Below are 16,756 nucleotides of genomic sequence, written 5' to 3' on the forward strand. Positions count from 1 at the left end.
GGTGCGCGGCGGGATCGATGCGCCGTCGCGCTGGCTCTGGCTGGTCAAGTGGTGCGTGCTGGCCGTCCCGCATTACCCCATCCTGATCCTGCTCTACCTGGTGTATCCGATACTGACTTTCGTTGCCGGCGTTGCAATTTTGTGCACGGGGCGGTATCCACGCCCCATCTTCGACTTCAACGTCGGAGTGCTGCGCTGGTCGTGGCGAGTCATGAATTTCCGATTCCCGATGAACACCACCGACAGGTACCCGCCGTTCACCCTCGCCGCCCGGCCGGACTACCCCGGTGATCTCGAGGTCGACTATCCGGAGCGGCTCACCAGGTGGGCGGTGCTGGTGAAGTGGCTGCTGGGCTTGCCCCAGATAGTGCTCTGCTGGGCCATGGAGCCGCTGCTGCAGGTGCTGTGTGTCATCAACGCGGGGTGGCTGTTGTGCAGCGGGACGATCAACCAAGGCATGTTCGACCTTCTGATGGGCATTGTGCGATGGCGGTATCGGGTCGCGGTCTACGTATCGCTGATGCGCGACGAGTATCCGCCGTACCGATTGGATCCTGGAAGGAGCCTCAAAAAAGGCCCCGGAAGGAGCCACCATTACGCGCGGTAATCCGTTGTTCCCCTATGTATATCGGCTCGGCATGCCGATGTTCGACCGGTTGTTCTACAGCCGGTTTCGCCGAGCGGCGGTCGCTAATGCGGCCGGTCGGCTGCTGATCGTCGGACTCGGTCCGGGCGCCGACCTGAAGTTCCTGCCACCGACGGTGACCTCGGTGACCGCGGTCGAGCCGGTGCCGGCATTCCGGCGGATGGCGTCGCGCCTTGCCGGCCGCCATGGCATCGGCGCTGACATCGTCGACGGGAGGGGTGAGTCGATCCCGTTCTCCGACAACAGCTTCGACTCGGTGTACGTGGGGCTGGTGTTGTGCTCGGTTGATGATGTCGCCGCCACGCTTGGCGAAATCCGGCGGGTGCTGGTGCCCGGCGGCAGGCTGGTGGTCCTCGAACATGTCCGTGGCGGGGGTCTGGTGGGCCGACTGCAGGATCTGATCGCCAAGCCGTGGTCCTGGCTGTCTTCCGGGTGCCATCCCAACCGTCGGACGGTGGACGCCATCGCCGCGGCGGGGTTCGACACTTCGCGGCTGCGCCGCATTGCCCGAACTCCGGTGCCTTTTCCGTGCAAACCTCATCTGCAGGGATTTGCCACCCTAATCGACAATTAACCGGTATGTGAATTACACATTATCTTGAGTTCATTGCCACCAGCGGTATAAAATTTAATTGCTTGTGCAGGGGGCTGTCATGGTTGATTTTCCAATGCTGCCGCCGGAGATTAATTCGGCGCGCTTATTTTCCGGTGCGGGTTCGGCCCCGATGCTCGCGGCCGCCACGGCCTGGAACGGATTGGCGGAAGAATTGTCCTCGGCGGCGTCGTCATTCTCGTCGGTGACGTCCGGGTTGGTGGATCAGGCGTGGCAGGGTCCGGCCGCCCAGGCCATGGCGGCCGCCGCGACTCCTTACACGGGGTGGCTCAACGCGGCCGCAGCGCAGGCGGCCGGGGCGGCCGGGCAGGCGCAAGCGACTGTCGACTCGTTCGAAGCTGCGCGGGCGGCGACGATTCATCCACTGCTGGTGGATGCCAACCGAAATGGCTTGGTGCAGTTGTTGATGTCGAATCTCTTCGGACAGAACTGGCCGGCGATCGCGGCAATGGAGGCCGACTACGAGGCGATGTGGGCGCAGGATGTCGAAGCCATGGCGGCCTATCACGCCGGGGTCTCGGCGGCCGCCGCGCAACTGGCTCCGTGGCAGCAGTCGTTGCGCGACCTGGCCACTCAGGTCGCCGGATTCCTCGGCCTCAACCCGATCACCAACCCGGTGCCGGGCGACCCGTCACTCGAGAGCCAGACCCAGACGTTCGGGCCGTTCACCCTCACCGCTCTTGGTGACGCGGCCGATAATGACTTTGTCGCTTTCAAGATTTCGAGTCCGTTCTTCACCAATACTCTGACTTCGGGATTTGAATCCTCGACCGGTTTGGGTGCGCCCGGTCAGACAATTAACAACTTCCAGAGCCCGGTTCTGCCCTTCTTGAATAGCGGGATCGCCTTGCCCGTCACCGATCCGCTGGCACCGCTGTTTATTGCTTTGCTTCCGCTTGGTCTGTGATTTCAGGGGCCTGCTGCGGGCGAATTCGCGTCTACACTCAACAGGGTTATTCGACGCTGACGGCCTCGATTATGTTCAGCCGCGCGGCGCGGAGCGCCGGCGGCAGGGAGCCGAGCAGGCTCAGCACCAGCGCGCCGACGGTGAAGACGAGGGCCATGTAGCTCGGCTGGAAGCCCACCTGAAAATTCATCATGTCCCCGCTGACGAGGCTGAACAGCCACTGGTCCGTCAGGCCGAAAATCAGGCCCAAGACCCCGCCGACGACACCGATGCCCGCAGCCTCGGCCAGCACCATCCGTAACGTGAAGGGGCGACTCGATCCCATTGCGCGCAAAACACCGATCTCGCGGCGTCTTTCCAGAACCGACAGCGTCAGGGTGTTGAGCAGCGCGACCGCGGCGACCAGCGCGACGATGATCCAGACGGCGTTGGCGATGAACATGCTCTGGTGTAGCGGCGCTTCCAGGCCGGCGAGTTCGGCGCGACCGTCGTACACGTGGTAGGGGCTCGGCACCGCACGACGGACGTCGGCCAGCAGTCGTTCCGCGTTGACGCCGGGCGCCGCGGTGATTTGCAGCGTGGTCGCCGCAGGGCGATCGAACCATGCGCGCAGCCGTTCCAGGCTCATGCCGACGGTCCCGATCACGGTCGAAAAGAACGGCACCAGGGCCAGCACGGGCACCTGCTGCACGCCGCGCGGCGTTTGCAGGCGAAGCGGGTCGCCAATCCGGACGTCCAGAGTCTTACCCAGATCCTGCGAGAGCACCACGCCGCGGCCGGCCAGCACGTCGTCGCGCACCTTCGCGTCGAGCGCGCGGTAGAGCGCATCGGCGGTTCCGGGGGAGAATCCGTCGAGCAGTACCCGGGTACCGCCGACCACGGCGAAGGCGAACGCGCCCTCGGTGACGCGGGCCACCCCCGGCACCTCGGCCACCGTCGCGGAAAGACCCTGCGGCAGAACGCTGGTGGGGTAGCGATCCGGGGGATCCGCGCTCACCCACACCGGGACATTCGCGACTGGGGCGAAGATGCCGCGAGCCGATCGGATCATGTCGGTGTTGGTGCCGGTGATCGCCACCGTGGTGACCACGGCGATGAGCACCGTCATCACCGTGGCCCAGACCCGGCGCGGCGCGCGTTCGATGGTCGCCGCCGCGAGTGCCCCCACCGACCCGAACACCCGTGCCGTTGCGGCGGTGACTCGGACGATCGGCACCGTAAGTGCGAAGCCGAGCGCGATCTCGGCGCAGAACACGGCCGACATTGCGATGAAGGCCAACACCCCTCGTTGGTTGGCCACCACCGCGATCGACGCCGCCAGCACGACGACCGCCGCCAACCCGCACCCGACCCGCAGCCAGCGGGGTACCCGGTCGGCGGCCGACACCCCGACCGGCGCCAGCGCCTCGATCGGCGACACCTTGTACACCTGCCGGGCGGCCATCGCGGAGGCGGCCACGCTGGTGAGCGCGGTGGCGAGCACGGTGACCGGTATGGCGTAGGGGGGCAGCCAGTATTCGATGCGGGCTTCCAGTCCCTGGGTGATCGCCGCGGGCAATCGGCCAATCGCCATGCGGCCCAGCAGTATTCCCAACGCTGATCCGATAGCTCCGCCGATCAGGCCGAGAATCGCGGCCTCGGCAAGCATGTCGCGCACGATGGTGACGCGTCGCCCGCCGATCGCGCGCAGCATTGAGATGACGGGCCGGCGCTGGGTGATCGCCATGGTGGCCGTGGTGTAGACCAGGAAGGCGCCGACCGCCAATGCGACCATGGCGCCCATCAGGCCCATGTAGTTCATCAGCTTGACGCCGTCACCCGCCCGGGCGCCGCGCATGCTCGGTTCCGCGACGAGCGCTCGTCCCTTGACGGCTGCGGTGACCTCGGTGCGGACTGCACTGAGGTCGGTGCCCGGTTTCGTGGTGATCAGGATCGAGTCGAGCTGTCCCTCTCGCCCGGTGACGTGCTGCGCCAACGCAAGCGGGGCAAGGACGTAGTGCCCCTCGTTCAGGGCGCCAAGACGCTTGCCCGTGAGCACCTCGGTGACGGTGACCGAACCCGAACCCAGCTGGAAGGACTCGCCTTTGGCGTGGCCGACGCCCGGGCCCACCCGAACACCGTTCGGCGCCTGAGCCGGGGCCGGTCCAGCCAAACCATGCTCGACGACGGCATCTTTCAGGGCCCCCCGCAACGCGGCGACGTTTGCGTCCGCACCCAGCAGCAGGACCGGTCCCGACGCCGTGGACGCCGAGGTCCGGATCATCGGCACCGCGTTCTCCACGCCGGGCACCGCGGCGACGTCCGCCCTGATGCTGTCCGGAAATCCCGCATCGGTGATGCCCGAGACTTCCAGTTCGGCGACGCCGGCGATGCCGTGCGAAAGCCGGTTGACCGACTCCCTGATCGATCCGAAGACACCGAAGATGGCGACCAGATACATTGCGGAGACGGCCATAACGGCGATCGAGGCGAACGTGCGCCGCCGATGCACCGCGAGCTCGCGCAGGCTGAACAGCCGCAACCGGCTTGCCGCGGCGGCGATCCCCGACCCGGGTCTCACCCTGGGACCGCCGACAACTCGTCGGAACCGACGCGGCCATCCTGCAGCGTGATCACGCGGTCCGTCGCGGCCGCGGCGTCCGCGTTGTGGGTCACCATCACCACGAGTCGGCCGCGGTCGTCGTCGTGGGCCATCTCGGCCAGCAACGCCAAGATCGAGGCGCCCGTGGCGGAGTCGAGGTTTCCAGTCGGTTCGTCGGCCAGGATCAACGGGGGATCCATCATCAGCGCGCGGGCGACGGCGACCCGCTGCATTTGCCCGCCGGACAGTTCGGCGGGTCGGTGGTCGATCCGATTGCCCAGCCCGACCCGGTCCAGCAACCGGATGGCAGCCGGTTTGGCCTTGCGTAATCGGACGCCGTCGAGCAGTCGCGGCACCGCGACGTTCTCCCATGCCGACAGGGTCGGCAGCAGATTGAAGAACTGGAATATGAAACCGACGCGGTGATGGCGGAACTCCGACCGCTCCTCGTCGCTGAGACGACCGATCTCGTCGCCATCGAAGGTGATCGACCCCGAATCGGGGGAGTCCAACGCGCCGAGCAAGTGCAGCAATGTGCTCTTGCCCGCCCCCGACGGGCCGACGATCGACACAAACTGCCCGCCGTGCAGTCCAAGGCTGATTTCGTCGAGGGCACGGACGGTCTGACCGCCGACTTGGTATCGGCGCACCACATTGTGGAGTTGGATGTCCAACCCAGCGTTGGGTGCGTCGCGACCCATATGAGGTACAACGAGGCCCATCCCCGGTCGGTTCAGTACCACTTTGCGATCTACTTGACGAAAGTGCGGTAAGAAGGGGCGTGGCCGCCTCGTCGAAGCCTGATCCCATCGCGGCCGCCCGCGCCAACTGGGAGCGCGCCGGGTGGTCCGACGTGGCGGAGGGCATGGTCGCGGTGACGTCGGTCATGCGGGCGCACCAGATTCTGTTGGCGCGCGTCGAGGCCGCGCTACGGCCGTATGACCTGAGCTTCTCCCGATTCGAACTGCTGCGATTGTTGGCCTTCAGTCGCACCGGCGCGTTGCCGATCACCAAGGCGTCCGACCGGCTGCAGGTGCACGTCACCAGCGTCACCCACGCGATCCGCCGCCTGGAGGCAGACGGGTTGGTGCGGCGGGTGCCGCATCCCACCGACGGCCGAACCACGCTGGTAGAGATCACCGACCTGGGTCGCTCGACCGTCGAGGACGCCACCGTCACGCTCAACGAGCAGGTGTTCGCCGACATCGGCATGTCCGACGAGGAATCGCGGGCATTGGTGTCGTCCATCGAGACGCTGCGCCGCAATGCGGGCGATTTCTAAGCCATCATTTATCCGAAATACGAAAGGCAAGTCGGGTAGTGTCCGCCTAGCGAATTTCGTCCTAGGAGGCAGAACGATGGTGTTGCGGTCACGCATGGTCGCCGCTGTGTTGCTCATTGCGGTTCTCGCGTCGGCGGGGTGCTCACGGTTCCTCGGCCGAGCGATGCATCATTCACAACACGCCTCCCCGTCGGCGGCGACCGCATCGCCGGCCCCCGGAGGCCCGGTGCCGTCGCAAGGGGGAGGTGTGACCATCTCGACGGGCCCCGGCGTGCCTTCAAGCATCCAACAGCAATGGACCACCGAAAACCTGACCAAGGCGTTCAGGGCGATCAACAACAGGATCGGCGCCAACCCGGCCGACTACCTCGAGGTCATAGTCGCCTTGACCGCGGTACAGGTGAAGGCGATTGACCCCAAGAAGCGGGAGAACGTCGATGAATACGAGTACCGCGGCACAGGGGGCGTAGAAATCTCGCCGGTCGATGTCAGCCACAACGAGCCGGGAGCTATCGAGGAGAGCAAGTTCTCGAGCGACACGGTCAAGCCGGAAGTGCTCAGTGCCATCTTGAATTCCGCCATCAAGGATTCTGGGGTCGAGGACGCGAAGGTCAGCTCGTTGACGGTGGACAAAACCTTTGCCAACGATCCCGAACCCCATATCTCGGTGCCGGTCAGTGGGCCCCGCGGTTCAAAGGTGTTGGAGTACGACCTTTCCGGCAAGCTCACCCGCGTAATCTGAGTTCACTCAGCCGCCGCGCAGCGCCTCGATCACGGCGCTGAAGTCCTTGCCGGCGTTGGCGGCGTCGGAGGCGATGAACTCGGTGTAGATCTCGGCGGCGTGGCTGCCGAGCGGGGCCGAGGAACCCGTGGCGGCAACGGCGTCCATGGCCAGACCCAAGTCTTTGTTCATCAAGGCGGCCGCGAATCCCGGCTTGAAGTCGTTGTTGGCCGGGGAGGTCGGAACCGGGCCTGGGACGGGGCAGTTGGTGTGGACCGCCCAGCAATTGCCGGTGGCGCCGGTGATGACGTCGAACAGCGACTGCGCCGACAGTCCGAGCTTCTCGGCCAGCACGAAGGCCTCGCCGATCGCGATCTGCTGTACGGCCAGCACCATGTTGTTGCACACCTTGGCGGCCTGCCCCGCGCCGGCCGCGCCGCAGTGAATGATCTTGCCGGCCATGGGTTCCAGCACGGCGCGGGCCCGTTCCACCGCCGAATCTTCGCCGCCGACCATGAATGCCAGCGTCCCGGCCACGGCGCCCTTCACGCCGCCGGAGACCGGGGCGTCGACTTGCTGCATGCCGTGCGACTGGGCCAGCGAGTGGACTTCGCGAGCGTCGTTCACCGAAATCGTGGAGCTGTCGATGAACAACGCGTTCTCGCGCGCGGCCGGAAGCACCTCGGCGTAACAACGCTTGACCACGTCACCGTTGGGCAGCATGGTGATGACGACGTCGGCGCCGGCGACGGCATCGGCGGCGCTGTCGAACAGCGTGGCGCCGCCGGCTTCCGCTGCGGCGGCGGCTGCTGGTACCGGGTCGAATCCACGCACAGCATGCTTGGCCGCAACGAGATTCGCCGACATCGGACCACCCATGTTGCCGAGCCCGAGGAACGCGACCGTCAGATGCTCAGTCACCGCGTCCTCCTACGCACTCGCCCGGAACCGTGCGGACTCGGCCCGGCCGATGACGACCCGCATGATTTCGTTGGTCCCTTCCAGAATTCGATGCACCCGGAGGTCGCGGACGATCTTCTCCAGCCCGTATTCACGCAGGTAACCGTAGCCGCCGTGCAATTGCAGCGCCTTGTCGGCGACGTCGAAGCACGTGTCGGTCACGTAGCGTTTGGCCATCGCGCACAGCTCGACCTTGTCGGCGTCGTTTTCATCCAGCGCAGTTGCCGCCCGCCACAACATCATCCGCGAAGTTTCCAGCCCGGTGGCCATGTCGGCCAGGGTGAACCGGATGGTCGGCTCGTCGAGCAGGCTGCCGCCGAACGCCTGGCGATCGCGCACGTACGCGCCGGCCTTCTTGTAGGCCGCCTGGGCGCCGCCCAGCGAGCAGGCCGCGATGTTGAGCCGGCCGCCGTTGAGGCCGTTCATCGCGATACCGAAGCCGGTGCCCTCGCCGTCCGCGCCGCCCAACATCGCGTCGGCGGGGATGCGGACACCGTCGAAGATCACCTGCGCGGTGGGCTGGGCGTTCCAGCCCATCTTCTCTTCTAGCGCACCGAAACTCAGTCCGGGAGTGCCCTTTTCGACGATGAAGGCGGAGATCCCGCGCGGGCCTTCACTGCCCGTTCTTGCCATCACCACGTAGACGTCGGACGCGCCGGCACCGGAAATGAACTGCTTGACGCCGTCGAGCACGTAGTCGCCACCTTGCTTGACGGCTCGCGTGCTCAGCGCGCTGGCGTCCGATCCGGCGCCGGGCTCGGTCAGGCAGTAGCTGGCGATGGCGTCCATGCTGGCCAGCCGGGGGATCCAGCTCTTGCGTTGTTCCTCGGTGCCGAAGCTGTCGATCATCCACGAGCACATGTTGTGGATGGACAGGAAGGCGGCGGTGACGGGGTCGGCGATAGCCAACTGTTCGAAGATGCGCACCCCGTCGAGGCGGCGTAGTCCGCTGCCGCCCACGTCGTCGCGGCAGTAGATGGCCGCCATCCCCAGCTCGGCTGCCTCGCGCAGCACGTCGGTGGGAAAGTGGTGGCTGGCATCCCATTCCAGTGCATAGGGAGCCATCCGCTTCTCGGCAAAGGCGGCCGCCGTTTCGGTGATCACCCGCTCTTCATGGGTGAGGGTAAACATGAGTATCCGCCGATTTCGTTAATTCATTGTGGGGATGACGAATTCGGCGCCATCCTTGATGCCGGAAGGCCACCGCGACGTGACGGTCTTGACCTTGGTGTAGAACTGGATCGACGCGGTCCCGTGCTGGTTGAGATCGCCGAAGCCGGAACGCTTCCAGCCGCCGAAGGTGTGATAGGCCACCGGCACCGGGATCGGCACGTTGACGCCGACCATCCCCACCTGGACTCGCGAGACGAAGTCGCGGGCGGTGTCGCCGTCGCGGGTGAAGACCGCCACGCCGTTGCCGTACTCGTGCTCGGAGGGCAACCGCAGGGCTTCCTCGTAGTCATGGGCGCGAACGATGCAGAGCACCGGGCCGAAGATCTCGTCGGTGTAGATCGACATGTCGGTGGTGACGTGGTCGAAGAGGGTGGGGCCGATGAAGAACCCGCCCTCCAAGTTGGCGTCGCCGTAGGCGAGGTCGTCGCTGGTGCGCTCGCGCCCGTCGATGACGATCTCGGCGCCCGCCTCAACACCCTGGCCGATGTAGTCGCGCACCCGGGCCAGCGCGGCCTCGGTGACCAGCGGGCCGTAGTCGGCCTTGGGGTCCAGGCTGTGTCCCACCCGCAGGTTGTTGATGCGCTCAATCAGCCTGGCGCGCAGGCGTTCTGCGGTCTGTTCGCCAACGGGTACGGCGACGCTGATCGCCATGCAGCGTTCGCCGGCGCTGCCGTATCCGGCGCCGATCAGTGCGTCGACGGCCTGGTCGAGGTCCGCATCGGGCATGACGATCATGTGGTTCTTGGCGCCGCCGAAGCACTGGGACCGCTTGCCGTTGGCCGCGGCCGTCGAATAGATGTAATGCGCGATGTCGGAGCTGCCGACGAAGCCGACGGCCTGAATGTCGGGGTGGTGCAGGATGGCGTCGACGGCTTCCTTGTCGCCGTGCACGACCTGGAACACCCCCGGCGGCAGCCCGGCCTCGAGGAACAGCTCGGCCAGCCGCACCGGAACCGACGGGTCGCGCTCGCTGGGCTTGAGCACGAACGCGTTCCCGCAGGCTATGGCCGGGCCCGCCTTCCACAGCGGGATCATCGCCGGGAAGTTGAACGGGGTGATCCCGGCGACCACACCAAGGGGCTGGCGCAGCGAGTAGACGTCGATGCCCGGCCCGGCGCCTTCGGTGTAGTCGCCCTTGAGGAGGTGGGGGATTCCGATGCAGAACTCGACGACTTCGATGCCGCGCTGGATGTCGCCGCGGGCATCGGCCAGCGTCTTGCCGTGCTCGAGGGACAGCAGCTCGGCCAGCTCGTCGATGTTCTTGTTGACCAGCTCGATGAATCGCATCAACACCCGGGCGCGGCGCTGCGGATTCCAAGCGGCCCAACCTTTTTGGGCTTCTACCGCGGAGGCTACCGCGGCGTCGATGTCGGCCTGCGACGCCATCAGCACCTTCGACTGGACCTCGCCGGTGCTGGGGTTGAAGACGTCAGCGGTGCGGGTGGACTGCCCGGTGGTGCGCTGCCCATCGATAAAGTGCGGAATTTGAGTGGTCATGGTTGTCCCAAACGGGTAGGAAGTATCGGGGATACTTGCATATCCTAGTAACCAGGGAAAGGCGATGCAAATGAGGCTCTCGGGCGTCGGCGTGTGGAGTGGGCCGCTGCGGTACGGCGACAGCGGCGAGGCAGCCGAGGCCGCCGCAGAATTGGAGGAACTGGGCTTCTCGGCACTGTGGATTCCCGACGTGGGCGGCGGCCGGCTCTTCGAAGCCGTGGAAAACCTGTTGGGGGCGACGAAGCGCGCGGTGATCGCGACCGGGATCCTCAACATCTGGATGCACGAGCCCGCCGAGGCTGCCGCTTCGTTTGCCGGGTTGACCGCCGACCACGGCGACCGATTCCTGCTGGGCATCGGCGTCAGCCATGCCCGGTTGATCGACGCCAAGGAGCCCGGCCGCTACCGCAAGCCGCTGGCCGCCGTGACGGCGTTCCTGGACGGATTGGACGCCGCGGAACGTCCGGTGCCCCGGGACAGTCGGGTGATCGCCGCGCTCGGTCCCAAGATGTTGCGCTTGGCGGCCGAACGCGCCGCCGGCACTCACCCCTACCTGGTGACACCCGAACACACCGCGCAGGTCCGCCAGGAACTGGGTGAGGGACCGCTGGTGCTACCGGAGCAGACGGTGATCCTCTGCGAGGATCGGGAATCGGCCAGGGCCGTGGGAGTCGACTGGCTGCGGAACTATCTGTCGCTGCCGAACTACGCCAACAACCTTCGCCGCCTTGGCTTTTCGGACGAAGACATCGAGGCCGTGAGCGACCGTCTGTTCGATGCGATCATCGCGTGGGGAGACGAAGACGCGGTGCTGAGCCGAATCGAGGAACACCGGTCGGCCGGGGCCGACCACGTGTGTGTCCAGGCGCTGGACGCCGATCCGAGGGCGTTGCCCCGCGAGCAGTGGCGGCGGATCGGCGCCGCGCTGCGGTAGCCGCCAGCTGCATCAGCCGGTCGTGACGGGGTTGCCCGGTCCGCCGGCGTCACAGAGCGTGGCAGGGAATCGGGTTGTTCGCGCACCAATTCGGATCGTTCGGAGGTGGCCGGTACCCGGGCGGGAAGAAGGTGCCAATCGGGTGCACGCTTCCGTCCGGGTTCAGCTCGTAGGCGTGACAGAGGGTCATGTCCCAATTGACGCCGGGATTCGGCAGGGGTTGACCAGGGCACCAGGAAGGGAGTGCCTGGGCGGTGCCTGCCAGGGCCAGACCCACCAATCCCATTCCGCCCGTGGTTAATACGGTGGCGGCAAGTGCCGTGATTTTTCGCTTCATGGCTACAGCGTGCGCCGAAGATCTTGCAGAATTCTTGCGTCGGCGGCTTTACGTGTGCAGCAGGTCGAAAACGATTGCCGACGCCGGCTGGGGCGTAGGAGAGTACCCGGGCCGCCGTACGCTTAGCCGGTGGAAGGGGCAACCAAAGCCGATATCCTCGCCGCGCTCGACGACAGTGGGGAACGGTTCGTCTCGCTGGTCCGGGGGCTCGATCCGGATCGCTCCGCGCGGCCGGTGCCTGGGCTCGCCTGGACGGCCGTGGAGACCGCGGCGCACGTTGTGACCGTGCTCGGCAGGCTGCTTGGCGACCGTCGACGCGCCACCACAAACGAGGCGGTTGCCGAGCTGAATGCGACCTGTCTCTCGGAGTACACCGATCGAGATTTGAACGATGTCGCCGACCGGCTCGAGGCAAATCTGCGTACGGTGATCGACCGCGTCTACTTCAAAGTCGACTTCGACCGTCAGTATCCCTTCCACGGTGGATCAACGATCTCCGCCGGTGGTGGGGCTCGATGGATCTTGTGCGAACTGCTCGTCCACGGCTACGACATCGCCGCTGCAACCGGCAACGACTGGGGGATACCGGCCGCGGCGGCATCCATCGCGATTCGTGGCCCGGCTGAGTCGATGAATCGACTGGTTGAGAGCAAGAGTTGCACCCGACACCGGGTGCATCTGGGAAACGACGACACCGTCGAATTCCTCGCGCCCTCGGCACCCCGTCCTGGCGGCGATGAGCCGATCGACGCACAACCCGACGAGTTGCTCCTGGGGTTCTTCGGAAGGATTGAAGTGTCCGATCCGCGGTTGGCGGTGGTTCTGGCTGATCTGCCGCACATGTAGATGGCTCTGGGCGACCGCGCCGTAATTGACTCGTCTCGGCATCAAGCCGGTGGGGGCAGCGGGGTGCTTCAGGTGGGCAGCAGGTCGAAAACGATCGTCCCGACGCCGGCTGGGTCGTAGGAGTGGTAGATCGGCATCAGGGTGTACGGGTAGTTCCCGGTGTTGAAGACGCCGCCGGACCCCAACGGCGCGGTGACCATCGTGGCGCTGGTACCGCCGAGCGTTATCTGTTCGTAGAGCACCGTATCGCCCACGGCGACATAGATTTTCGTTCCGGCCGGAAGTGTCCCGCCCACGGGGATGTGCTGTAGTTCCGGAGGCAACAGGTTGCGGGGTATCGTGCCGTTGACCCCGCCGGTGTCGACGGCGCCAAGCGTCACCGCCTGCAGGCTGGTGTCGTTGATCTGAACCCGCAATTCGTTGGTGACCGGCGAACCGGTGACACGGGCGATTTCGGTTAGCGGGTTTTCGCCGAACTGGAAATAGTGCTGGGGCTGGTTGACCAGGATTCCCTGGGCTAGGACGCCCGGCAATTGCTGTACGGCGGTGAATGCGAACGCCGGGTTGTTGGCGTTCGCCCCCACACCGATGAGGGTTTCGGGTGCTACGGGTGTTCCGTTGTGTACTTCGGAGGTGATGACGCCGATGGTGGTCGGCTGCGTCATGATTCCGTTCCCGAAGTTGACCGCGGCTCGGTACTGGTTGTAGGTGACGACCGTCTCGTCTCCGGGGCTGCCGAAGTTGTAAATGAGGCCGGTCTGGATTGGGGCGCCCAGGGCCGCCAGGTCGACGTCTTGGGGCGCGAAGAACAGGGCATTGGATCCGGTGTCCACGGTTGCCTGGACAACCGGCCCGCCGTCGACGGAGACCTGCATCGTCGGGCGAGTGTGGTGCACCGTCAGTTGAACTGCGGCCGGCCCACCGTCGGCGCCAGCGGCCCCGGAGTGGCCCAGCCACTGGCCGCTTGCGCCGCCAAGGCCTCCGATGCCGGAGACGACGCCGCCGGTACCGCCGGCACCGCCGTTGCCAACCAGGTACCCGCCGTTGCCACCGAGCCCGCCGTTTGCGAAGGCCCCGCCCATGCCGCCGGTGCCGCCGTCGCCGAACCACAGCGCGCTGCCACCGCGGCCGCCGGTTGCGTAGGGCCCGCCGATGCCGCCGGCGCCCCCGTTGCCCCAGAGCAGGCCGCCGGCTCCGCCGGTGCCACCCGTCCCGCCAGGAATGGTGACACCGCCGTTGACCATGAACGTTCCGCCCTGACCGCCGGTGCCGCCGTCACCGAAGAACACCGCGTTTCCGCCGGCGCCGCCGACTCCGGTCCAGCCGCCGAGGCCGCCGGTCCCGCCGCTACCCCAGAGCAGCCCGCCGGTGCCGCCGGCCCCGCCGGCCGCGGCGAGCCCACCCATACCGCCCGCTCCGCCGGTACCGATCAAGCCGGCCGGTCCGCCGGGACCGCCCGGCGCGCCGTCGGCGATGCTGGCGCCGCCGCGACCGCCATTGCCCCACAGGATTCCGCCCGCACCGCCGGCCGAACCGACTCCGGCCGCATCGGTGATGCCGTTGGCGCCGTCGCCGATGAGCGGACGTCCCAACAGGATGTTGGTCGGCGCGTTGATCAGAGCCAGCACATCCTGCTGAACGGCTTCCAGCACCGCCTCAACGACCTGCAGCAGCGTCACGTCGGCCGCCTCGGCCGCCGCATAGGCGCGCACACTCGCCTCGAGTGTTTGCACCAACTCGGTGTGGAATGCGGCTCCCCGGCCACTGAGCGCCTGGAAGGCCGCTCCGTGCTGCGCGAACAGGGTCGCGATGGCGGTCGACACCTCATCGGCGGCGGCCGCCGCGATGGTCGTCGTCGGCACTGCCGCCGCCGCGCGCGCGGAACGGACTGTCGCGTCGAGGTTTTCGAGGCTTGTCACCGCGTCAGCCACCGCTTCCGGCGCCACGATCACAAACGACATAGCGCCCTCCCGCGCTGATCAGGCGGTCCACACCGCTGGCGTTTTAGGGATGGTAGCTATTTACGCGCGCGCACTGGCGCGAATTGACGACGCCGTTACACAATTATTTGTACAGACCACGGCTAGGGGCAGGTGACGTCGACTTCGAAGGGCTTGGTCACGAGTTGCCCGGCGCTGTCCACACCCGTCGCGGTGCCGGTCAACCGATAGCTGTCGCCATTCTTGGTCGCCGTGGCACTGTTGCCGGGTGCACCGTCGGTGAAGCTCAGGACGATGCCGTCGACGTTGCCGAATCCGGCGTTGTGCACTGCCGATCCGTCCTGTTCGAGTCCGACGATGACGCCGGTGATCGGGTCGCCGATTTGAATGGAGAACCTGCCTTCGTAGCCGGTGCACACTACGGGTCCGGCGGTGTTCAGCGGTTGGCCGCCGATGAGTACGCGGGTTTCTCCCGCTGCCGCAGGGGTGATGGTTGCCGAGGCGGAACTGGTGGTCGCGCTGGCGACAACGGTGGTCGGTGTGTTCGACGATGTGGTGGCACCCTTTTCACCGCCGGAACAGCCGGCCATACCCGCCATGAGGGACACCGCGCCAACACCGATCACCAATTCACGTTTCATCGAGTTCTCCTTCGAACAGGACTGCACGCCCGCAACAGGGCGGATCTAGTGAAGCAGTATGTCGAATCAGTCGCCGCGCAGCTTCGCGACGAACGCCCGGGCATCCTCCCACTTGGGCAGCAGGCCGGAGGCGACCACATCCTCGAAGGTCGGGGCCGCGGCGTCGCGGTCGGACAGGCTCGGGGATGCCCCGTCGACCAGTGGCCAGTCGATGGCCAGCGCGGGATCCGTGGCCCGGATGGTGTGTTCGCGCTGTGGGTTGTATTCCGCCGAGCACAGGTACATGACCGTCGAATTGTCTTCGAGCGCAAGGAAACCGTGGCCAAGGCCCTCGGAGATGTAGATCGACTTGTGGTTCTGTGCGTCGAGGCGGACCCCGTCCCACTGGCCGAATGTCGGTGAGCCAACCCGGATGTCGACCACGACGTCGAAGATCGCGCCGGTCAGGCAGGTCACATACTTGGCCTGGCTGGGCGGTAACTCGGCGAAATGCAGCCCCCGCAGTGCTCCGGCCGACGACACCGAGCAGTTGGCCTGCTTGATGTCCAGGCGGTGACCGGCGAACTCGCGGAAACCGTGGTCGGTGAACCATTCGAAGAACAGGCCGCGGGAGTCGGGATGGATGGACGGCGTGATTTCCCAGGCGCCAGGAACTTTGAGTTCGCGTGCTTTCATCTCATTGCCCGCGCTTTTCGTACTGGGCTTCCGCGGCGTCCTTTATCGGGCGCCACCATGATTCGTTGTTTCGATACCACTCGATGGTGCTGCGCAGGCCCTCTTCGAAGTCGGTGTGTTTCGGCGCCCAGCCCAATTCGTTGTAGAGCGTGGACGGATCGATGGCGTAGCGCAGATCGTGGCCGACCCGGTCGGTCACGTGGTCGAAGTCGTCGGGATCCCGGTCCATCAGGCGCAGCAGGGTGCGCAGCACGGTGAGGTTGTCGCGCTCTCCCTCCGAGCTGATCAGGTAGGTCCGCCCGATCTGACCCTTTTCCAGGATCCGCCGGACGGCGCTGTTGTGATCCTCGACGTGGATCCAGTCGCGGACGTTGTGGCCGGTGCCGTACAGCTTGGCGCGCCGGCCGGTGAGGATATTGGTGATCTGACGCGGGATGAACTTCTCGATGTGCTGATACGGCCCGTAGTTGTTCGAGCAGTTCGAGATCGTCGCGCGCACGCCGTAGGACCGCACCCAGGCGCGCACCAGCATGTCGCTGCCGGCCTTGGTCGCCGAGTAGGGGCTCGACGGGTTGTAGGGCGTGGCCTCCGTGAACCGCTGGGGTTCGTCAAGGGCGAGGTCGCCGTACACCTCGTCGGTCGAGATGTGATGCAACCGCACCCCGTGGCGGCGTACCGCTTCCAGGATGGTGAAGGTTCCGATGACGTTCGTGTGCAGGAAAGGCTCGGGATTGTCCAGCGCGTTGTCGACGTGGGATTCGGCGGCGAAGTGGATGACGGCGTCGGACTCGGCAACCAAGTTGTCGACCAGTTCGGCGTCGCAAATGTCGCCCTCTACCAGCCGAATCGAGTCCTCGACGGCGGCCAGCGACTCGCGCCGGCCGGCGTACGTCAGTGCATCGATCACCGTCACCGCGTCGTCGGGATACTCGCGCACGGTGCTGTGCACGAAGTTCGCGCCGATGAACCCGGCCCCCCCGGTGACTAGGAGTCGCATGGGTCA

Annotated in this window: 16 protein-coding genes and 1 pseudogene; 7 read left to right on the top strand and 10 right to left on the bottom strand. The window is 66.1% G+C overall.

The genetic code is table 11. The features are described from left to right. The first annotated feature begins 1 nt into the window (after position 1). The 3 genes and pseudogenes from G6N68_RS03330 to G6N68_RS30485 form a co-directional block, all read left to right on the top strand. The gene (locus G6N68_RS03330) at positions 2-607 is read left to right on the top strand and encodes a DUF4389 domain-containing protein (protein ID WP_163718099.1); all 606 of its coding nucleotides are present in this window, start codon (positions 2-4) and stop codon (positions 605-607) included. Between the two features lie 31 nt (positions 608-638). Further along, positions 639-1,220 (top strand): class I SAM-dependent methyltransferase, encoded by a 582-nt coding sequence (locus tag G6N68_RS03335; protein ID WP_163707850.1) that lies wholly within the window; start codon positions 639-641, stop codon positions 1,218-1,220. Between the two features lie 79 nt (positions 1,221-1,299). After that, positions 1,300-1,831 (top strand): annotated as a pseudogene (locus tag G6N68_RS30485) (PPE family protein); the annotation flags it as partial. 381 nt (positions 1,832-2,212) lie between these two features. Here the strand turns inward: G6N68_RS30485 and G6N68_RS03345 are convergent. After that, positions 2,213-4,726, bottom strand: coding sequence for an FtsX-like permease family protein (locus tag G6N68_RS03345; RefSeq protein ID WP_163707852.1), 2,514 nt, complete (start codon positions 4,724-4,726; stop codon positions 2,213-2,215). After that, entirely contained in the window at positions 4,723-5,448 is a 726-nt protein-coding gene (locus tag G6N68_RS03350) for an ABC transporter ATP-binding protein (RefSeq protein ID WP_371871529.1), read from the bottom strand. Before G6N68_RS03350 ends, G6N68_RS03345 begins: the two co-directional genes overlap by 4 nt. Positions 5,449-5,528: 80 nt before the next feature. On the opposite strand from G6N68_RS03350, the gene G6N68_RS03355 reads away from it, so the two are divergent. Together G6N68_RS03355 and G6N68_RS03360 are read left to right on the top strand one after the other, a co-directional pair. Continuing rightward, the gene (locus G6N68_RS03355) at positions 5,529-6,029 is read left to right on the top strand and encodes a MarR family winged helix-turn-helix transcriptional regulator (RefSeq protein ID WP_163707855.1); all 501 of its coding nucleotides are present in this window, start codon (positions 5,529-5,531) and stop codon (positions 6,027-6,029) included. A gap of 247 nt (positions 6,030-6,276) precedes the next feature. After that, on the top strand, positions 6,277-6,771 hold the full coding sequence (locus G6N68_RS03360; RefSeq protein WP_163707858.1) for a hypothetical protein: 495 nt from the start codon (positions 6,277-6,279) through the stop codon (positions 6,769-6,771). Between the two features lie 6 nt (positions 6,772-6,777). On the opposite strand, the gene mmsB is transcribed toward G6N68_RS03360, so the two are convergent. Genes mmsB through G6N68_RS03375 form a run of 3 tightly spaced genes read right to left on the bottom strand, consistent with a single transcriptional unit; the run spans position 6,778 to position 10,380 of the window. Next, a complete protein-coding gene (gene mmsB, locus G6N68_RS03365) occupies positions 6,778-7,671 on the bottom strand; it encodes a 3-hydroxyisobutyrate dehydrogenase (protein ID WP_163707862.1) in 894 nt (297 codons plus the stop codon). A 9-nt stretch (positions 7,672-7,680) separates the two neighbouring features. Next, positions 7,681-8,841 (bottom strand): isobutyryl-CoA dehydrogenase, encoded by a 1,161-nt coding sequence (locus G6N68_RS03370; protein ID WP_163707865.1) that lies wholly within the window; start codon positions 8,839-8,841, stop codon positions 7,681-7,683. 18 nt (positions 8,842-8,859) lie between these two features. Next, positions 8,860-10,380, bottom strand: coding sequence for a CoA-acylating methylmalonate-semialdehyde dehydrogenase (locus G6N68_RS03375; RefSeq protein ID WP_163707868.1), 1,521 nt, complete (start codon positions 10,378-10,380; stop codon positions 8,860-8,862). A 70-nt stretch (positions 10,381-10,450) separates the two neighbouring features. Here G6N68_RS03375 and G6N68_RS03380 point away from each other — a divergent pair, with 70 nt between their 5' ends. Then, positions 10,451-11,314, top strand: a complete 864-nt coding sequence (locus G6N68_RS03380; protein ID WP_163707871.1) for an LLM class F420-dependent oxidoreductase — start codon at positions 10,451-10,453, stop codon at positions 11,312-11,314. 49 nt (positions 11,315-11,363) lie between these two features. Here G6N68_RS03380 and G6N68_RS03385 read toward each other — a convergent pair whose 3' ends face one another. Further along, positions 11,364-11,651, bottom strand: a complete 288-nt coding sequence (locus G6N68_RS03385) for a hypothetical protein (protein ID WP_163707874.1) — start codon at positions 11,649-11,651, stop codon at positions 11,364-11,366. A gap of 129 nt (positions 11,652-11,780) precedes the next feature. On the opposite strand from G6N68_RS03385, the gene G6N68_RS03390 reads away from it, so the two are divergent. Next, the gene (locus G6N68_RS03390; RefSeq protein ID WP_163707877.1) at positions 11,781-12,497 is read left to right on the top strand and encodes a maleylpyruvate isomerase N-terminal domain-containing protein; all 717 of its coding nucleotides are present in this window, start codon (positions 11,781-11,783) and stop codon (positions 12,495-12,497) included. A 68-nt stretch (positions 12,498-12,565) separates the two neighbouring features. Here the strand turns inward: G6N68_RS03390 and G6N68_RS03395 are convergent, their stop codons facing one another. The 4 genes from G6N68_RS03395 to rfbB form a co-directional block, all read right to left on the bottom strand. Continuing rightward, positions 12,566-14,458, bottom strand: a complete 1,893-nt coding sequence (locus G6N68_RS03395) for a PecA family PE domain-processing aspartic protease (protein ID WP_163707881.1) — start codon at positions 14,456-14,458, stop codon at positions 12,566-12,568. 122 nt (positions 14,459-14,580) lie between these two features. Further along, entirely contained in the window at positions 14,581-15,078 is a 498-nt protein-coding gene (locus G6N68_RS03400; protein ID WP_163707884.1) for a lipoprotein LpqH, read from the bottom strand. 66 nt (positions 15,079-15,144) lie between these two features. Next, a complete protein-coding gene (gene rfbC / locus G6N68_RS03405) occupies positions 15,145-15,753 on the bottom strand; it encodes a dTDP-4-dehydrorhamnose 3,5-epimerase (RefSeq protein WP_163707887.1) in 609 nt (202 codons plus the stop codon). Position 15,754: 1 nt separating this feature from the next. Then, positions 15,755-16,750: a dTDP-glucose 4,6-dehydratase gene (rfbB, locus tag G6N68_RS03410; RefSeq protein ID WP_163707889.1), complete on the bottom strand. Its 996-nt coding sequence runs from the start codon at positions 16,748-16,750 to the stop codon at positions 15,755-15,757. Positions 16,751-16,756: the final 6 nt, after the last annotated feature.

Origin of the sequence: Mycobacterium bourgelatii, assembly GCF_010723575.1 — a bacterium.
Lineage (GTDB): Bacteria > Actinomycetota > Actinomycetes > Mycobacteriales > Mycobacteriaceae > Mycobacterium > Mycobacterium bourgelatii.